The 16,233-nt window shown below is 73.5% G+C and carries 17 protein-coding genes; 9 read left to right on the top strand and 8 right to left on the bottom strand.

All coding sequences use genetic code 11. From position 1 onward, the window contains the following. Positions 1 to 77: 77 nt before the first annotated feature. Positions 78 to 1,796, bottom strand: coding sequence for a sensor histidine kinase (locus BJ961_RS15895; RefSeq protein ID WP_271413483.1), 1,719 nt, complete (start codon positions 1,794 to 1,796; stop codon positions 78 to 80). A gap of 375 nt (positions 1,797 to 2,171) precedes the next feature. Here BJ961_RS15895 and BJ961_RS15890 point away from each other — a divergent pair, with 375 nt between their 5' ends. Beyond that, on the top strand, positions 2,172 to 3,017 hold the full coding sequence (locus tag BJ961_RS15890) for a lysozyme (RefSeq protein WP_271413482.1): 846 nt from the start codon (positions 2,172 to 2,174) through the stop codon (positions 3,015 to 3,017). 30 nt (positions 3,018 to 3,047) lie between these two features. Here BJ961_RS15890 and BJ961_RS15885 read toward each other — a convergent pair whose 3' ends face one another. The 4 genes from BJ961_RS15885 to BJ961_RS15870 form a co-directional block, all read right to left on the bottom strand. Further along, positions 3,048 to 3,770, bottom strand: coding sequence for an FAD binding domain-containing protein (locus BJ961_RS15885; protein WP_271413481.1), 723 nt, complete (start codon positions 3,768 to 3,770; stop codon positions 3,048 to 3,050). 148 nt (positions 3,771 to 3,918) lie between these two features. Next, positions 3,919 to 4,722, bottom strand: a complete 804-nt coding sequence (locus tag BJ961_RS15880; RefSeq protein ID WP_271413480.1) for an alpha/beta fold hydrolase — start codon at positions 4,720 to 4,722, stop codon at positions 3,919 to 3,921. Between the two features lie 54 nt (positions 4,723 to 4,776). Beyond that, the gene (locus BJ961_RS15875; RefSeq protein ID WP_271413479.1) at positions 4,777 to 5,577 is read right to left on the bottom strand and encodes a hypothetical protein; all 801 of its coding nucleotides are present in this window, start codon (positions 5,575 to 5,577) and stop codon (positions 4,777 to 4,779) included. A gap of 107 nt (positions 5,578 to 5,684) precedes the next feature. Then, positions 5,685 to 6,425, bottom strand: coding sequence for a class I SAM-dependent methyltransferase (locus tag BJ961_RS15870; protein ID WP_271413478.1), 741 nt, complete (start codon positions 6,423 to 6,425; stop codon positions 5,685 to 5,687). Between the two features lie 44 nt (positions 6,426 to 6,469). On the opposite strand from BJ961_RS15870, the gene BJ961_RS15865 reads away from it, so the two are divergent. Both BJ961_RS15865 and BJ961_RS15860 read left to right on the top strand, forming a co-directional pair. After that, on the top strand, positions 6,470 to 7,075 hold the full coding sequence (locus BJ961_RS15865; RefSeq protein ID WP_271413477.1) for a flavodoxin family protein: 606 nt from the start codon (positions 6,470 to 6,472) through the stop codon (positions 7,073 to 7,075). A 95-nt stretch (positions 7,076 to 7,170) separates the two neighbouring features. Then, positions 7,171 to 7,734, top strand: coding sequence for a Dps family protein (locus tag BJ961_RS15860; protein ID WP_271413476.1), 564 nt, complete (start codon positions 7,171 to 7,173; stop codon positions 7,732 to 7,734). Between the two features lie 52 nt (positions 7,735 to 7,786). Here the strand turns inward: BJ961_RS15860 and BJ961_RS15855 are convergent, their stop codons facing one another. Then, positions 7,787 to 8,143 (bottom strand): PRC-barrel domain-containing protein, encoded by a 357-nt coding sequence (locus tag BJ961_RS15855; RefSeq protein ID WP_271413475.1) that lies wholly within the window; start codon positions 8,141 to 8,143, stop codon positions 7,787 to 7,789. 174 nt (positions 8,144 to 8,317) lie between these two features. Between BJ961_RS15855 and BJ961_RS15850 the strand changes: the two genes are divergently transcribed. The 3 genes from BJ961_RS15850 to BJ961_RS15840 all read left to right on the top strand — a co-directional run bounded on the left by BJ961_RS15850 (position 8,318) and on the right by BJ961_RS15840 (position 10,570). Next, the gene (locus tag BJ961_RS15850; RefSeq protein WP_271413474.1) at positions 8,318 to 8,671 is read left to right on the top strand and encodes an STAS domain-containing protein; all 354 of its coding nucleotides are present in this window, start codon (positions 8,318 to 8,320) and stop codon (positions 8,669 to 8,671) included. Then, positions 8,668 to 9,597 (top strand): anti-sigma factor RsbA family regulatory protein, encoded by a 930-nt coding sequence (locus BJ961_RS15845; RefSeq protein WP_271413473.1) that lies wholly within the window; start codon positions 8,668 to 8,670, stop codon positions 9,595 to 9,597. The genes BJ961_RS15850 and BJ961_RS15845 overlap by 4 nt, the downstream gene beginning before the upstream one ends. Before the next feature lie 127 nt (positions 9,598 to 9,724). After that, positions 9,725 to 10,570 (top strand): RNA polymerase sigma factor SigF, encoded by an 846-nt coding sequence (locus BJ961_RS15840; RefSeq protein ID WP_271413472.1) that lies wholly within the window; start codon positions 9,725 to 9,727, stop codon positions 10,568 to 10,570. Positions 10,571 to 10,640: 70 nt separating this feature from the next. Here BJ961_RS15840 and ku read toward each other — a convergent pair whose 3' ends face one another. Further along, a complete protein-coding gene (gene ku / locus BJ961_RS15835) occupies positions 10,641 to 11,675 on the bottom strand; it encodes a non-homologous end joining protein Ku (protein WP_271413471.1) in 1,035 nt (344 codons plus the stop codon). Between the two features lie 233 nt (positions 11,676 to 11,908). On the opposite strand from ku, the gene BJ961_RS15830 reads away from it, so the two are divergent. Further along, positions 11,909 to 13,030 carry a lipid II:glycine glycyltransferase FemX gene (locus BJ961_RS15830; RefSeq protein WP_271413470.1) on the top strand — a complete coding sequence of 374 codons (1,122 nt, stop codon included), beginning with the start codon at positions 11,909 to 11,911 and terminating at the stop codon, positions 13,028 to 13,030. A gap of 23 nt (positions 13,031 to 13,053) precedes the next feature. Next, positions 13,054 to 13,797, top strand: a complete 744-nt coding sequence (locus tag BJ961_RS15825; RefSeq protein WP_271413469.1) for a type 1 glutamine amidotransferase — start codon at positions 13,054 to 13,056, stop codon at positions 13,795 to 13,797. Here the strand turns inward: BJ961_RS15825 and BJ961_RS15820 are convergent. Next, positions 13,787 to 14,953, bottom strand: a complete 1,167-nt coding sequence (locus BJ961_RS15820; protein ID WP_271413468.1) for a GDSL-type esterase/lipase family protein — start codon at positions 14,951 to 14,953, stop codon at positions 13,787 to 13,789. The genes BJ961_RS15825 and BJ961_RS15820 overlap by 11 nt on opposite strands. A gap of 253 nt (positions 14,954 to 15,206) precedes the next feature. Between BJ961_RS15820 and BJ961_RS15815 the strand changes: the two genes are divergently transcribed. Continuing rightward, positions 15,207 to 16,145, top strand: a complete 939-nt coding sequence (locus tag BJ961_RS15815) for a GlxA family transcriptional regulator (RefSeq protein WP_271413467.1) — start codon at positions 15,207 to 15,209, stop codon at positions 16,143 to 16,145. Positions 16,146 to 16,233 lie beyond the last annotated feature (88 nt).

Raw genomic sequence — 16,233 nt, 5'->3', positions numbered from 1 at the left:
AATCTCACGAGCGACACGAGCAGTGGGGGACGCCGACACCCGCCGTGTGCTGGGGCGCGGCAGGGCGCGGGCGCGGTCTAGCCGGGGGCGGGCGGTCCGGGCTCCGGCCGGCCGGCCGACCCGGTCCGGCGCCCGCGGTGGAAGGCGCCGAAGCTGGCGCCGGCATCGCGGGAGGCCGTCGCCGTCCGGTCGGCGGGCTGCCCACGGTGGCCGCGTCGTTCCCGCTCGGCCTCGGCCATCGTGCGGCCCGGGGAGCGCACGGGCAGCCCTCCGGGGGTGGCGGACGCAGGGCCGGGTGGTGGGGCCTGCCCGGTGAGGCCGGTGTGCTCCACCGGCCGGACGTCGGGTACGCGCGGTGCGCCCGCAGGGGCTTCCGCGGCGGGGGCGGGGCCGGGGACGGTGGGGGTGCCGCCGCCGAAGGTGCGGCCGGTCGGGGCGGGTCCCGGGTCCCGCTGCTGGGCGAGGAGCTGCGGGGGCACCAGGACGACGACGCCCGTGCCGCCGCGGGACGAGGGCCGGTAGCTGACTCCTACGCCGTACTTGGCGGCCAGCCGGCCGACCACGGCGAGGCCGAGGCGCGTGCCCTGCAGCGAGGCCAGGTCCGTCGTCCGCCCCGACACCGCCTGTTCGGCGTGGCGCATGGCGGCATCGGCCATCTTCAGTCCGCTGTCCTCGATGGTGATGACGATTCCGGCGGTACGTTCCTCCACGTAGACGTGGACCTCGTCGATGGGGGGCGAGAAGTTGGCGGCGTTGTCCATGAGTTCGGCGAGCAGGTGCATGACGCCCTCGGCCGCGTAGCCGGAGATCGCGGCGCCGGTGGAGCAGTGCATCCTGACCCGCTGGTAGGCGGCGATCCGGCCGACGGCACCGCGCAGGATGCTCTCCATCACGATGGGCCTGTTCCAGGCGCGGCTGGAGCGTCCGCCCATCAGCAGGGCCAGGCGGTCGGTGATGAGGCCGAGCTGCGAGGTGCTGTGGTCCAGGCGCAGCAGATCGCCGAGTACCTCCTCGCCGTGACGGTCCTGCATGTCCCTGAGGTCGGCGAGCATGCTGACGGCCTTGGCCTGGACGCGGCTGAGGGACTTGGCCGAGGCGGCCTGGGCCGCGGCGGTGCGCCGTTCGCTGCGGGCCAGCTCCCTGACGAACAGCTCGGCGCAGGCGCGCTGTCCAGCTCCCTGCGGCCATTCCAACTCGGCGAGGACGATCTCCGCCGAGGTGCCGTCCCGCAGTTTCTCCACGGCGGCGGGCAGGGTGCTGCTCGTCAGGTGTTCCAGCTCGGCCGTGCCCCGGCGGGCTTCCCGCAGGGCGTGCCTGCGTCGGGACTCGGCGTCGGTGGCGTGCCGGGCGGCGTCCTCCACCAGGACGGCGAAGCTCTGGGCGACCTGACGCAGGTGCGGTCCGGACGCGGGGGCGGTGTTGGCGACGGCCTCGTCCGCGCCGGTGCCGTCGCGGACCTGCTGCGCGATGCCCGGCAGGGCGACGTTGACCAGGTGCGCGAGGGCGGCGTTGTCCTGCGCGAGCCGGGCCTTGAGGGTGCTGATCTCCGTCCGTCGGTCGGCCGCGGTCCGGCGTGCCCGTCCGATCAGGTGGGAGCCGAGGACGACGGACACGGCGACGCACAGCCAGGAGGTGACGGCGAGGGTCGCGGTCCAGCTCCGGGCGGTCTCCGGAGCCGCCGCCCAGGCGGCGCCCGCGGCCGCGGCGGCCGCCGGCAGCACGAGCAGGGGGACGGCCGGGGCGGAGCGGCGTGGCTTCTGCGTCCGGGTCGGGGTGGGGGGTGCAGACACTGACATTCCGCGGTCCCTCGGGTCCTTGAGAGCGGGGAAAGGGCCGGTCGACATGGGTCGGCCGCGGGCCGGAGCCGTCCCCACGGCTGAGTGGTGATCGCTCCGGCGGGCTTGCGACTGATGCTAGTCATCGTGTTCGGCGCACGGGCCGGACCGACCACAGACCCCACCGAGGAGGGAACTTTCCCGACATCTCACCCATCGAACTGACCCATGTGGTACAGGCGTTCCACATGAGCCGGGTGTTCCTGAGCGAGCGCCCGGGGCACGCGTCCTAGCCGGTCTGCTGTCCGGCGCCGGTCCGCCCGGTCGGGTGCCCGGCGACACCGTCTGGGCGACTGTGGGATGCGGTGGGGCGTGACACCGGATCGGATGGGTGCCATGCGCAGACCCATAGCCGTGGCATCACGCCACTCACGCCTGCTCACCTCAGGCGTCATCCTCGCCGCCCAGTCACTCCTGCTGACCCTGTCCGCGGTCCCGGCCTCGGCCTCCGCCCCGGCCGACGACACCCGGACGCCCGCCCGCGGCTCGGCCCACATGGGCACGGGCGTACTCGCCCACGAGGGGGTCCAGGGCCGGCCCGTCGGCACCCGGGCCGCCCAGACCGAGGGCGTGGACGTCTCCAGCCACCAGGGCAACGTCGCCTGGTCCACCCTCTGGAAGAGCGGGGTGAAGTGGGCCTATGTGAAGGCCACCGAGGGGACCTCCTACCGGAACCCGTACTTCGCCCAGCAGTACGGCGGCTCGTACGACGCGGGCATGATCCGCGGCGCGTACCACTTCGCGACCCCGGACACCGCCGGCGGAGCCGCCCAGGCCGACTACTTCGTCGACCACGGCGGTGCCTGGTCCAAGGACGGACGGACGCTGCCGGGCGTCCTCGACATCGAGTACAACCCGTACGGCGCGACCTGTTACGGGCGGACGCACAGTCAGATGGTGAGCTGGATCCGGGCCTTCCTGGACCGGTACAAGCAGCGCACCGGCCGTCACGCCGCCGTCTACACCTCCACCAACTGGTGGACGCAGTGCACCGGGAACTACAGCGGGTTCGGCGCGAACAACCCGCTGTGGATCGCCCGGTACGCGTCGACCCCGGGGGCTCTCCCGGCGGGCTGGGACTTCCACACGATGTGGCAGTACACCTCGTCCGGGCCGACCGTCGGGGACCACGACAAGTTCAACGGGGCGCTGGACCGCGTCAAGGCCCTGGCCAACGGCTGACGCGCACCGGGTGGGGCGCCGGCCGCGGAGTCAGCGGCCGGCGAGGGGCCCCAGCAGGTCCGCGACCTGATCGCGCACCACCCCCCGGGCTCCGGGCGGCAGCGCGGCGAGGTCCGTCCGTTCCAGGGCGGCGAGGGCCTCCTCGGTACCCGCGTCGCACCCGGTGGTCTCGCTGAGCACCTCGTAGCCGTCGCGGACGGCGATCCGCAGCCTGCGACCGCCTTCCCCGTCGGCGTGCACGGCGGTGGCGACGACCAGGGGCGGGGGTCCGCCGGCCTCGGCGGGCTGCTTGCGGTAACCGCTGGCCAGGGGGGTGCGCCAGCGCAGACCGAGCAGCAGGTGACGCTTCGCCACCACCTCCGCGAGATCGGTCTCGTAGGTCCGGTCCTGGGCCAGCACGGTGGCGCGGGCGTCCAGTACGAGGGCCGCGGGCAGCAGGCAGCGCAGGCTGCTGCCGACGAGGTTGCCGCCGACCGTGGCCGTCCGGCGTACGGCTCCGGTGCCCACCGAGCCGGCCGCCCGGCGCAGCACCCGCGGTACCCGGTCGTCTATCGCGTGCAGCACCACGGCCGCGCCCAGCGCCTCGGGTTCGACGGCGGTGGCCTCCGGCAGGTCGCGCAGCGACATGGCCAGTTCGGGGAAGCCGTCGCGTTGCCAGGTGGCCCACACCAGGGTGGCCCCGCCGATGGGCACCGCCCCCTCCGCCACGCACGCCTGTGCTTCGGACACGGAGGTGGGCAGACGCAGCAGCATGACGATCGACCTGCTTCCCGGAAGGCGGCGGTCGGACGGCGCCGCGCCTCCCGCCGCGTGATCACGGCCACTGGGATTGTCCGTACCGCGCAGGGGGCGCGTACAGGGCTCACTCGTTTCCCATGTGCGCCCTGTACGCGCCGCCGCGTCACACCAGTGGGGCGAGGAACTCCAGCAGAGCGGCGTTGAACCGGTCGGGCCGCTCGGCGCCGGGGAGGTGGCCGGCCCCCTCGACGACGGTCAGGGTGGCGTGCGGGACCATGCGGTGGAGGGACTCCGCCTCCGCGACGGGGGTGTAGACGTCGTCCGCTCCGACGACGATCAGGACGGGTGCCGTCACGGAGGCCAGGACCTCCCGGTAGTCGGGGCGTTCGGCCCGTCCGCGCAGCGCCGCCGCGGCGCCGCGGGGGTCGGTGGCGCACATCATCTCCAGGACGCGGTTGGCCACGTCCGGCATTCCGGTGACGTTGTAGGCGGCCAGCATCTTGTCGATGACCTCGTGCGCGTAGCCGTCCATGCCCTCGGCCAGGAGCCTGTCGGCGAGCCGGTTGCGGAACTCCTTGCCCTCGGGGGTCTCGGCGGGCGCGGAGGTGTCGGACAGGACGAGTGCCCGTACCCGGTCCGGGTGGCGGAGCTGGAGCTCCATGGCGATCTGCCCGCCCATGGAGACGCCGCCGACCACCGCGTCCTCGATCCCGAGGTGGTCGAGGAGCCCGGCGAGGTCGTCGGCGAAGTCGGCGAGCAGCACCTTGCCCGTGGTGACGCTGCTGCGGCCGTAACCGCGCAGGTCGGGGGCGACGACCCGGTGGCCGGCCGCCGTCAGTGCCGCGGTCTGGGGTGCCCACAGGGTGCGGTTGAAGGGGTGACCGTGGATCAGGAGGACCGGTAGCCCGGTGTCGGGGCCGACGTCGTCGTAGTCGAGCGTGGCGCCGCGCACGGTGGTGGGGTTCATCCACGGAACCCTAGCCGGGAGGGGCGCCCGCCCAGGGGGTGGCGGACGCCCGTCTCACTGGCTGAGCAGCGCGTCGGTCAGTTCGGCGCACCAGCGTTCCGCGTCTGTGCCGGCCAGTGCGGGGACCTGGGCGTTCCAGGACGCCGCGGCGCGGTCCAGGGCCTCGGCGAAGGCCCGCCGGGCGCGGCGCCCCAGGACGGCCGTCGCGACGGGCACGAGGGGGCGGGCGAAGGAGCGGCCGCTGACCCGGGCCCGCACCGTCACCCGCCAGCCTCCGTCCGGGGCGGGGTGCGGTACGACGGTCACGGTGACGCGGGCGAGGGCGTGGGTCAGGGTTCCGTTCAGCGGTGCGCGGGAGGGGCGGCGTGCGTGGCCCGCCGCCTGCGGCCACCACCGGCCGAGGTCGAGGCGCAGGCGTCCAAAGCCTTCGAGGTACTTCGCCCGCTTGCCGCCGCCGGACCGCAGCGTCGCCCTCAGCCATGCCTCGCGCGGACGTGCGGCGCTCGTGAGCCCGAGGGCGCAGACCAGCCGGAGGGGGCGGTCCGGTGCGTCGTCGAGGGTCGCGACCTCCAGTGCCGTCTCCCCGCGGCGGTCCCAGGTGAGCACGGTGAGGCACTGGTCGGGGTCCGGTTCCTCGTGCCCCCTCCTTCCGTTCACGGGCCGGTACCGCGCGCCCGGCCGCAGGTGCCGCCCCTCGGCCAGCACCAGGCCGGGCAGCGGACGTCCGTCGGGCAGCCGCAGCCGCGCCTCCTCGACGTCGGTGCCGTCCGCCAGGTCGTACAGCGCGGCGACGCACGACTCGAACCAGCGGCGGGGGACGGGGGCGAGGGTCACGGTGTGCCGGAAACGGGCCATACGGCGAGGATGGCCGCTCGCGGGGCGTCGCGTCCCGGGGGCGTCCGGGCAGTGTGGGGGCGGTGTTGGTTGCCGGTTTCCGCGGTTCTCCTCCGGTGCGGGGGCCGTCAGGGTCCGTCGGTCTCCGGGCGCCGCGCCACGAAGACGAACTCGCGGCCCTCGCGGTCCGGGGCCCCGCGCACCTCCCGTACCGCGTAGCCCTGCTCGACCAGGTCCGCCGCCACCTCCTCCCGCTCGCGAAAGCGCAGCGTCGAGTCGGAGGTCAGGGTCTCGCCGTCCGCGCCGAAGACGTAGGTCCACCGGAAGGTGACCAGCGGACCGCTCACGTCGAGCAGCCGGCACCAGCTCTCGACGGTGCCCGTGCCGGGGACCTCCGTCACCCGGTAGGTGTGCTCGCGGGTCCACTCCTCCCACGCCCGGCGGGCCGGGTCCCGTGTCTCGAACACCAGGTGTCCGCCGGGCCGCAGGGCCTGGTGGGCGCCGCGCAGTGTCCCCTGCCACGCGGCCCGGTCGGTGACGGCCTGGGCGACGTTCGCCGTCATGGTCGCCAGGTCGACCCGCAGCGGGGGCAGCGAGGTGGCGTCGCCCTCGATCCAGCGCACCCGGTCGGCGCCCGTCCTGCCCCGGGCCACGTCGAGACTGGCCCCGGCCGGGTCGACGCCGACGACCTCCACCCCGCGGCCGGCCAGCAGCAGGGCGAACACCCCGGTTCCGCAGCCGATGTCCAGCACGCTGCGGGCGCCGAACCCGTCGGCCATGCGCAGATACGGGCCGAGGTCGCCGCGGTCGCTGTCGAGCACGTCGTGGAGCGCGGCGAGCCGCGGATGCCGGAAGCACTCGTCAGCCATACGGCCGACGATAGCGCCGGGCCGGCCGGGGAACAGGGGTAGGCATGCGCGCACTCGTGATCAACTGCACCCTCAAGCCCTCCCCCCAGCCGTCGAACACCGAGGCGCTGGCCGCCACGGTCATCGCCGCGCTCAAGGGTCACGGGGCGGAGGTGGACGTCGTACGGGCCGTCGACCTGAACCTGAAACCGGGGGTCGAGACCGACATGGGCGACGGGGACGACTGGCCGGACGTGCACGAGAAGCTGCTGGCCTCGCAGATCCTGGTCGTCGCGTCGCCGACGTGGCTCGGCCGCCCCTCCTCCGTCGCCCAGCGGGTCCTCGAACGCATGGACGCCATGCTCGGCGAGACCGACGACGAGAACCGCCCGATCGCCTACAACCGCGTCGCCGGTGTCCTGGTCACCGGCAACGAGGACGGCGCCCACCACGTCATCAGCGAGATCAGCGGCGGCCTCGCGGACATCGGCTACACCATTCCCGGCCAGGCATGGACGTACTGGCACCTCGGCCCGGGTCCCGGTCCCGACTTCCTCGACGACGAGCGGGGCCACGACTGGTCGGTCTCCACCGGCCGGGCCATGGCCTCCAACCTCGTGCACGCGGCGCGCGCGCTCGACGCGATGCCGCTGCCCGCCCCGCCGTCCTGATCCCGGCGCCGCCCGGGCATGTCTGCCACGGCCGATACGGGGCATTCGTGCACGAGCAACGACGTACGAAACGCATTGAGGAGCTGAGGTCCGCCATGACGCACGACCTGACCCCGAAGTACACGGTCCCCGGCATCGAGCGCGAGGCCGCCGGACGGCTGATCGGTGTGCTGCGGCTGCGCCTGCACGCCCTCAACGACCTTCACCTGACCCTCAAGCACGTGCACTGGAACGTCGTCGGCCCGCACTTCATCGCGGTCCACGAGATGATCGACCCCCAGGTCGACCAGGTGCGTGACATGGCCGACGACGTCGCGGAGCGCATCGCCGCGCTCGGCGGGGTGGCCCAGGGAACGCCGGGCGCGCTGGTGTCCGAGCGGAAGTGGGACGACTACTCCATCGGCCGGGCCGACGCCATCGCGCACCTCGGTGCGCTCGACGTGGTGTACACCGGCGTGGTCGAGGGCATGCGCGCGGCGGTCGAGGAGGCCGGCAAGATCGACACGGCGACGGAGGACCTGCTGATCGGCCAGCTCAGGGACCTGGAGCAGTTCCAGTGGTTCGTGCGGGCCCATCTGGAGAGCGCCGGAGGCACCCTGGCGACGGGCAGCGCGACGTCCGAGTCGGAGGCGGCGGCACGCGGCGCCGAACTCGCGTAGCGGGCCGCCCCGGGGGCGCCGCGGCCGTGGGGCCGGGGCGCCCCCGGACGTGTCAGCGCCGGCCGAGTCGGCGTTCGCCGCGGCTGCCCGGCTGGTAGGGCAGGTGGTAGTGGGCGAAGACCGCGCCCTCGTCCTCGGCGGCCAGCTCGCCGTCCGGGTCGATCCCGGGGGCGTCCTTGACCAGGGACTTGTCGTAGGTCACCTTCAGGTACGACGGCCCCACGGTGGCCTTGTCCACCGGGACGAAGACGAGCCGCCGGCGGGTCGGCAGACCGATCGTGACCGTGGCGAACGCGGGCCGGTCGGTGGCGGTGTCGAAGTAGAGGGACTCCAGGGTCCCGATCTTGCGGCCGTCGTAGTCCACGACGTCGAGGCCGCGCCAGTCACGAATGTTTTCGGCTTCAAACATGGCCAGTCTTCCCTTCCGAGGACGCGCTCCCTGTCTAGTTCCCCACTTCGTCCGGCTGTCGCCTGTTTGTCCCCTCGGCGGCCTCCCGCGTGCCCGTCGGGATAGGCTGCCTGGCCGGAAGAGGCGCCCGGACGGTGGTCGGGTGCCCGGTGGGAGTTCCGAAGGGGATCGAGTGTGGATCACGCAGGAGCCGCGGGGGGCCCGGCCCGTACGGGGAGCGGTGGTGTGCTGGACGTGGTCCCGTTGTCCGGCCGCCCCGGCATCCGCGCCAGCGGGGAGATCGGCGTGAGCACCCGGCTGTCGTGGGAGAACGCGCTGACCGAACTGTCCAGGCGGCACACGGACGTGTCGTACGTAGAGCTGTCCGGCGTGCGGTTCGTCGACGTGGCCGGGGTGGCGGCGCTGGCCGTCACCGCCATGAACCTGCCCGGCGGCCGGGTCGTCGTGGAGCGGCCGCCGCCGCAACTGCCGCGGGTGCTGGACCTGTTCTGGCCGTCCCTGCGGCGGATCGAGGTGGCGCCACGATGAGCACGGCGACCACCGAAGGGACCTTCGCCCACCCCGCGCTGTTCTACCGCTCGCGACGCGAGTACACCGACCGGACGACCGCCTTCGTACGGGAGGGGCTTGCCGCTGGCGAGCCGGTGGCGGTGGCGGTGCCCGGCCCCAACCTGGAGCTGGTCAGGGCGGGGCTCGGCACGGACGGACGGGACGTGACCTTCCTCGACATGACCGAGGCCGGGCGCAATCCGGGGCGGATCATCCCGGGCGTGCTGCGGGCCTTCGCGGACGCGCACGCGCACGTACGGGTGCGGATCGTCGGCGAACCGGTCTGGGCCGGGCGCAGCGCCACGGAGTATCCGGCGTGCGCGCAGCACGAGGCGTTGATCAACGCGGCGTTCGCGGGGCGTTCCGCGACGATCCTGTGCCCGTACGACGAGTCCCGGCTGGCCGCGGACGTCCTGGCCGACGCCCTGGTCACCCATCCGACGGTCGTCGCCGACGGGCGGGAGCGGGCCAGCGAGGCGTACGACTGGCGTGCGGTCGTCGACCGCTACAACGAGCCGCTCGGGCCCGTCAGCGACGCCGGGGTCCTCGCCTTCGGGGCCGCCGAGCTGCCCGCGGCACGCCGCTTCGCGGTCGACCGGGCGGCCTCGCTCGGGCTGGCCGGGCGGCGCCTGCAGGACGCGGAGCTGGCGGTGGCCGAGCTGACCACCAACAGCGTGGTCCACGGCGGCGGCCACGGAACGCTGGCGCTGTGGGCGGAGGCGGGACAACTGGTGTGCGAGGTACGCGACGGGGGGCGGCTGGCCGATCCGCTCGCCGGCCGGCGGCCCCCGGAGCGCGGGCAGATCGGCGGCCGCGGACTCCTTCTCGTCCACTACGTCGCCGATCTGGTGCGGATTCACACGGCGATCGACGGCACCACTGTCCGCTTTTATCTGGACATGTGAGGCGGCGTCGGAGGCATGCGTCGAACCCGTCACGCTCCGGTAGGTGTGCGGGGACTGACCCCGGGTAGGCGACCGGTCGTCGGCCGACAAGGTGACAACGACGACCGATTTACTGGAGGGGCACATCATGACGACGACGACCGCACGGACCACTGAGCACACCACCACGGACATGCCGGAGATCGCGGACCCGTCCAAGGTTGCGCCCAAGGACGCGCGGGAGTTGTCGAAGCTGTTCTTCGAGCAGCTGACGGTGCTGGAGGAGGGCACGCCCGAGCACCAGTACGCGCGCAACACGCTGATCGAGATGAACATGTCCCTGGTGCGCTTCGCGGCCGGCCGGTTCCGCAGCCGCGGGCCGGAGGAGATGGAGGACATCGTCCAGGTCGGTATGATCGGCCTGATCAAGGCCATCGACCGGTTCGAGCTGACCCGCGAGGTCGAGTTCACCTCCTTCGCGGTGCCGTACATCGTCGGTGAGATCAAGCGGTTCTTCCGCGACACCTCGTGGGCCGTGCACGTGCCCCGGCGTCTCCAGGAGGCCCGCGTGCAGCTGGCCCGCGCCACCGAGGAGCTGCGCAGCCGGCTGGGCCGCAACCCCACCACCCAGGAGCTGTCGGAGCTGATGAGCCTCCCGGAGGACGAGGTGGTCGAGGCGCGTCTGGCGGCCAACGGCTACAACTCCGCCTCCCTGGACGCGGCCATCAACGGCAGCGAGGACGGCGAGTCGGCCCTCGCGGACTTCATCGGCGCCGACGACGCCGCCCTGGCACTGGTGGACGACTTCCACGCCCTGGCCCCGATGATCGCCGAGCTGGACGAACGCGACCGGCAGATCATCCACTGGCGGTTCGTCGAGGAACTCACCCAGAAGGACATCGGTGAGCGTCTCGGTGTCTCCCAGATGCACGTGTCCCGGCTGATCTCGCGGCTGCTCGCCCGCCTGCGTCAGGGCATGCTCAGCACCGCCTGAGCCGCGGTCCCGGCCCTCAGGACCTGAGCCGCGGTCCCGGCCCTCAGGACCTGAGCCGCGGTCCCGGCCCTCAGGCCGCGGTCGTCCGCTTCTTGCGGCGGCCCGGGGAAGCGCTGAGGGCGTCGACGAGCTGTTCGCGGCTCATCCTCGACCGGCCGGCGACGTCCTGTTCGGTGGCCCGCTGGTAGAGCTCGGCCTTGCTCAGCTCCCGCAGCTCGCCCCGTCCCGGCGGTTTCCGCCGGGACGGGGCGGTGGCCTTCTTCCGCTGCCCGTCCTTCTTCCCCGGCGCGTCCCTCTTCCGGGACGCGTCCTGCATGCCGCCGGTGCCCTTCGCCTGGTCCAGGCTGCCGCGCAGGACCTCCATCAGGTCGACGACGTCGGTGGCGCGGGGCGCCTCCTCGGCGACGGCGACCTCCTCGCCCTCGGCCTTGGCCCGGACCAGCTCACGGACCTTCTCCTGGTAGGTGTCGTGGTAGCGGTCGGGCTCCCATGCGCCGCTGAGGGCGTCGACGAGACGCAGCGCCATGTCCAGCTCCTTGCCCCGCCCCACCCGCTCCGAGGGCAGCTCCGGAAGCTCCTCGACCGGGTCGCGGACCTCGTCGGCCCAGTGCAGCGTCTGGAGCAGCAGGACCCTGTCCTCGGCGCGCAGGGCGGTCAGGTACTGCCGGTTGCGCATCACGAAGGTGGCGACCCCGGCCTTGCCGCTCTCGGCGAGGGCGGTGCGCAGCAGTTCGTAGACCTTGAGGTACTCCTCGCCGCGCGGGGCGACGTAGTAGGTGCGGCCGAAGTAGACCGGCTCGATCCGGTCCAGGTCCACGAAGTCGGTGATGTCGAGGGTGCGGGAGCGTCCGGGCGCGATCTCGTCGAGTTCCTCGGGTTCCACCACGACGTACTCGCCGTCGCCCACCTCGTAGCCCTTGACGATGTCGCCGGCGTCGACCTCCTCGCCGGTGCGCTGGTTGACCCTGCGGTTGCGGATCCGGTCCGAGGTGCCGCGCTGCAACTGGTGGAAGTGGACCGTGTGGTCCTCGGTGGCCGTGAACAGACCGACGGGCACCGAGACCAGCCCGAAGGTGATCACACCCGTCCAGATCGCCCGTGCCATGGCCCTCCGCTCCCTCCGTGCCGCCCGCACCGCCCCATCCCGCCACGCTGCCACCCGGCCCGGGGTCGCGCGCGCCGGGCGGAGCACACGGGTGGGCGACGGGGCGACAGCGCGCGGATCGGGCGCCGCCGTTGTTCTCTGAGGTGCGGGAGACCGCTCGGGCCGACCGCGTCCCGGTCGTCTCCCCCACCGAACCGTCGATCTTCGAACGAAGCCGAACAGAGGGACGCCCCATGAGCTGTCGCCTGAAGCCGATCACCCGCGAGGAACATCTGCGCTTCGTCACGGCCCGGCCTTCCGTGAGCCATCTGCAGGTCCCCTCGTGGGGCGACGTGAAGCCGGACTGGCGGGCGGAGAGCCTGGGCTGGTTCGACGAGGGCGGGGAACTGGTCGGCGCCGGGCTGGTGCTGCTGCGGCCGATTCCGAGACTGCGGCGGTATCTGGCCTACCTGCCCGAGGGCCCGGTCGTCGACTGGACGGCGGCCGGTCTGGAGGGGTGGCTGGAGCCGATGCTGGCCCACCTGAAGGGGCGCGGCGCGTTCACCGCGAGGATGGGGCCGCCGGTGGTGGCACGGCGCTGGAGCGCCGACGCGGTCAAGGCGGCCATCGCCGATCCGGGGGCCCGGCGGCTGGGGGACGTGGAGGCCACGGTGTGCGAGCCCGGGGCGGACGACGTCGTCGAGCGGCTGCGCCGGATGGGCTGGCGGCGCACCGAGCCGGGCGGCGAGGACGGCTTCGCCGCGGGCCAGCCGCGCCACGTGTGCCAGGTCCCGCTCGCGGGGCGGTCGCCGGAGGATCTCCAGCGGGGCTTCAACCAGCAGTGGCGGCGGAACATCAAGAAGGCCGAGAAGGCCGGCGTCAAGGTCGTCCGCGGCGATCTGGCGGACCTGCCGGTCTTCTACGACCTGTACGTCGAGACCGCGGAACGGGACCGGTTCGTGCCGCGCCCCCTCGCCTACTTCCGGCGCATGTGGCAGGCGCTGACGGCCGAGGACCCGGACCGCATGCGCCTCTACCTCGCCCATCACGACGGGGAGGTGCTCGCCGCGGCCACGATGCTGACGGTCGGCGAGCACGTCTGGTACTCCTACGGCGCGTCCACCAGCCGTCGGCGCGAGGTGCAGCCCAACAACGCCCTGCAGTGGCGGATGATGTGCGACGCCCGTGAACTGGGCGCGTCCGTCTACGACTTCCGCGGCATCACCGACACCCTGGACGAGGACAACCACCTGCTGGGCCTGCTCCGGTTCAAGGTCGGCGCGGGGGGCGAGGCCGTCGAGTACCTCGGCGAGTGGGACTATCCACTGAACAAGGTGCTGCACAGGGCTCTGTCCCTGTACATGTCGCGCCGCTGAGAGGCGCGGGCGAGGAGTGCGAAGTGTCGCGGCTGTTGGTCGTGCAGAACCACCGGGGCGGTGGGCCGGGCCGCTTCGGTGACTGGCTGGTCGCGGACGGGGTGTCGCTCGACGTGGTGCGCGCGTACGCCGGTGAGCCGCTGCCCCGGCGTACGGAGCACGACGGCGTCCTGGTGCTCGGCGGCGGCTACCTGCCCGACGACGACGCGCGCGTTCCCTGGCTGGCGCCCACCCGGGCGCTGGTCGCCGGGGCGGTGGAGCGGGGCGACCCGGTCTTCGGGATCTGTCTGGGCGGGCAGCTCCTGGCCCGGGTCGCGGGCGGCACGGTGCGCGGTGAACACGGCGAACCGGAGTTCGGCAGCACCCCGTTGACCCTGAGGGGCGAGGCGGGGGCCGATCCGCTCTTCGCGGGGCTGCCGGAGCGGGTGACGGCGGTCGAGCACCACGTGGACGCCGTCACCGCGCTGCCGCCCGGCGCCACCTGGCTGGCGTCGAGCGAGCGGTGCCCCTACCAGGCGTTCCGGGTCGGCGAGCGGGCGTGGGGCGTGCAGTTCCACCCCGAGGCGGGGGCGGACCGGGTCAGGGGCTGGGACGCCGACCGGTTGCGCGCCCGAGGATTCGATCCGGCGGAACTCCTGCGCCGTGCGGAACTCGACGAGCCCGCGGCCGAGGCGGTCTGGCGCAAGGTGGCCCGGCGTTTCGCCGCGGTCGTGAGGGCGGGAGCCGCCGGACACGAGAGCCGGGGGGCGAGGGCGGTCAGCCCCTGAAGGCGCCGCGGTCGGTGAAGACCGCCCCGGCGAAGCGTTCGCCGATGAGGCGGTGGGTGGCGGCGTCCGGGTGGACGCCGTCGGGCAGGGGCAGATCGGCGGCGTCGGCCTCGCCGTACAGCTCGCGGCCGTCGAGGTAGTACAGGTTCTCGTCGTCGGCGGCCCGTCGGGTCACGATCCGGGACAGCTCGTCCCGGATGACGTTCAGGGTCAGTTTCCCGCTCGCGCGTTCCGCCGGGTCGCCCGTGGCGACGAACCGCACGCGTCCGCCGGTGAAGTCGGGGGCGAGAGGGCCGGGGGTGTCCTCGTGGACGGGGCACAGGAGCGGCGAGACGACCAGCAGCGGGGCGGTGGGGTGGCCCTCGCGGACGGTGTCCAGGAAGCCGTGCACGGCGGGGCCGAAGGCACGCAGGCGCATGAGGTCGGCGTTGACCACGTTGATGCCGATCTTGACGCTGATCAGGTCGGCGGGGGTGTCGCGCATGGCCCGGGCGGTGAACGGGTCGAGCAGGGCGCCGCCGCCCAGGCCCAGGTTGACCAGTTCCGCACCGCCGAGGGAGGCGGCGAGCGCGGGCCAGGTGGTGGTGGGGCTCGCGGCGTCGGAGCCGTGGCTGATCGAGCTGCCGTGGTGCAGCCAGACCCTCCGGCCCGGGTCGGGGGCGGGCTCGACGGGGGCGTTGGCGCGCAGGGCGACGAGTTCCGTGGTCTCGTTGTGCGGCAGCCAGATCTCGATGTCCTTGCCGCCCTCGGGCAGGCCGTCGAAGCGGAGGGTGCCGACCGGACCGGGCTCGACGCCCGTCGCGCCGGTGGTCATGTCGATGGTCAGGGTGTTGCCGCCCGCGACGCTTCCCCGGCCTGCCGGGCGGCCGTCGACGAGCAGGTCGTACACGCCGTCCGGGCGCGGCGGGGCGCCGACGTAGAACCGCTTGGTGGGCAGGGTGTCCAGTTCGAGGGCGGTGGCACGGGTGCGCAGGGCCAGGCGTACGCCGGAGGGCTGGGACTCGGCCATGGCCAGCTGTCCGTCGGTGTTCTGCGCGCGGGCCCGGGCCGGCAGCCGGTGGGGCAGCAGGCCGTGCTCGGTGCGTTCCACGTCCAGGGCGCCCCGCAGGAGGTCCGGGGTGAGGGGCGTGGTGATCCAGTCGTCCGAGGTGTGCATGTCGTCTCCGGGGGGTGGTGCGTCCGACCGCGTCGCGTTGCTTCGTCGATTATGCATTTCCCTAATTCGATTAGGCAAACGTCCGGCGCGGTATGCGGTGCGGGCACGCGACCGGTCCGGCGCACCGTGGCGGTAGTGACAGCTTCCGCCGGAAAAACGCCACCCGGTCGAACCTCGTCCGACCTGCGGTTGAATGGGGGCGGCGGTGGTCCGGACCGGAGCCGCCGGTCTCGCGAGGAGGTTCCTTCCGGCCATGCACACCGTCGCCGTACTCGCGCTGGATCGGGTCGTACCGTTCGACCTGTCCACCCCGATCGAGGTCTTCACCCGCACCCGGCTCCCGGACGGCCGCCCCGGCTACCGGATCCGCGTGTGCGCCGAACACCCCGAGATCGACGCGGGCGCGTTCACGCTGCGCGCACCCTGGGGGCTGGACGGACTGCGCGACGCGGACACGATCATCGTGCCCGGTACGGCCACCCCCGCCGACCCGCTCTCCCCGGCCGTCCACGACGCGCTGCGCACGGCCGCGGGGCGGGGCACACGGATCGCGTCCATCTGCTCGGGCACCTTCCCGCTGGCCGCCACCGGACTGCTCGACGGTCTGCGGGTCACCACTCACTGGATCGCCGCGGACGCCCTGGCCCGCGCCCATCCGGACGTCGAGGTCGACCCGGACGTGCTGTACGTCGACAACGGACAGTTCCTCACCTCGGCCGGCGCCGCCGCGGGCCTCGACCTGTGCCTGCACATGATCCGGTGCGACTACGGCTCGGCGGTCGCCGCACACGCCGCGCGGCTGTCGGTCATGCCGCTCGAACGCGAGGGCGGCCAGGCCCAGTTCATCGTCCACGACCACACCCCCGTGCCCCGCGGCTCCGCCCTGGAGCCCCTGCTCACCTGGCTGCGCGAGAACCTGGCCCGCGACCTCGCCCTCGCCGACATCGCCGCCCACGCGGGGATGAGCACGCGGACACTCATCCGCCGCTTCCGGGAGCAGACCGGCAGCACCCCGCTGCAGTGGCTCCACCGGGCCCGGGTCCGGCAGGCGCAGCACCTGCTGGAGACCACGCAGCACTCCGTGGAACGCATCGCCGCCCAGGTCGGCTTCGGCTCGCCGACGGCCTTCCGCGACCGCTTCAAGCGCACCACCGGTGTCAGCCCGCACGCCTACCGGCGCACCTTCGGCTGACCGCACGGGTACGGGTACGGGTACGGGCGTGGCACCGTGCCCTGCGCCGCGCGGCCCGTTCGGGTCGCGGGGCGACCGGCGCGACCGT

The sequence above is a fragment of the Streptomyces lienomycini genome, assembly GCF_027947595.1.
Classification (GTDB): Bacteria; Actinomycetota; Actinomycetes; order Streptomycetales; family Streptomycetaceae; genus Streptomyces; species Streptomyces lienomycini.
This window is presented reverse-complemented; position numbering and strand designations above follow the sequence as displayed.

Bases quoted from the DNA above. Each gene is read 5' to 3' on its own strand.
- BJ961_RS15860 (WP_271413476.1), top strand. From the start codon at position 7,171: ATGACGCACGACCTGACCCCGAAGTACACGGTCCCCGGCATCGAGCGC.
- BJ961_RS15865 (WP_271413477.1), top strand. From the start codon at position 6,470: ATGCGCGCACTCGTGATCAACTGCACCCTCAAGCCCTCCCCCCAGCCG.
- BJ961_RS15830 (WP_271413470.1), top strand. From the start codon at position 11,909: ATGAGCTGTCGCCTGAAGCCGATCACCCGCGAGGAACATCTGCGCTTC.
- BJ961_RS15895 (WP_271413483.1), bottom strand. From the start codon at position 1,796: ATGTCAGTGTCTGCACCCCCCACCCCGACCCGGACGCAGAAGCCACGC.
- BJ961_RS15890 (WP_271413482.1), top strand. From the start codon at position 2,172: ATGCGCAGACCCATAGCCGTGGCATCACGCCACTCACGCCTGCTCACC.
- BJ961_RS15870 (WP_271413478.1), bottom strand. From the start codon at position 6,425: ATGGCTGACGAGTGCTTCCGGCATCCGCGGCTCGCCGCGCTCCACGAC.
- BJ961_RS15840 (WP_271413472.1), top strand. From the start codon at position 9,725: ATGACGACGACGACCGCACGGACCACTGAGCACACCACCACGGACATG.
- BJ961_RS15880 (WP_271413480.1), bottom strand. From the start codon at position 4,722: ATGAACCCCACCACCGTGCGCGGCGCCACGCTCGACTACGACGACGTC.
- BJ961_RS15855 (WP_271413475.1), bottom strand. From the start codon at position 8,143: ATGTTTGAAGCCGAAAACATTCGTGACTGGCGCGGCCTCGACGTCGTG.
- BJ961_RS15875 (WP_271413479.1), bottom strand. From the start codon at position 5,577: ATGGCCCGTTTCCGGCACACCGTGACCCTCGCCCCCGTCCCCCGCCGC.
- BJ961_RS15885 (WP_271413481.1), bottom strand. From the start codon at position 3,770: ATGCTGCTGCGTCTGCCCACCTCCGTGTCCGAAGCACAGGCGTGCGTG.
- BJ961_RS15820 (WP_271413468.1), bottom strand. From the start codon at position 14,953: ATGCACACCTCGGACGACTGGATCACCACGCCCCTCACCCCGGACCTC.
- ku (WP_271413471.1), bottom strand. From the start codon at position 11,675: ATGGCACGGGCGATCTGGACGGGTGTGATCACCTTCGGGCTGGTCTCG.
- BJ961_RS15815 (WP_271413467.1), top strand. From the start codon at position 15,207: ATGCACACCGTCGCCGTACTCGCGCTGGATCGGGTCGTACCGTTCGAC.
- BJ961_RS15845 (WP_271413473.1), top strand. From the start codon at position 8,668: ATGAGCACGGCGACCACCGAAGGGACCTTCGCCCACCCCGCGCTGTTC.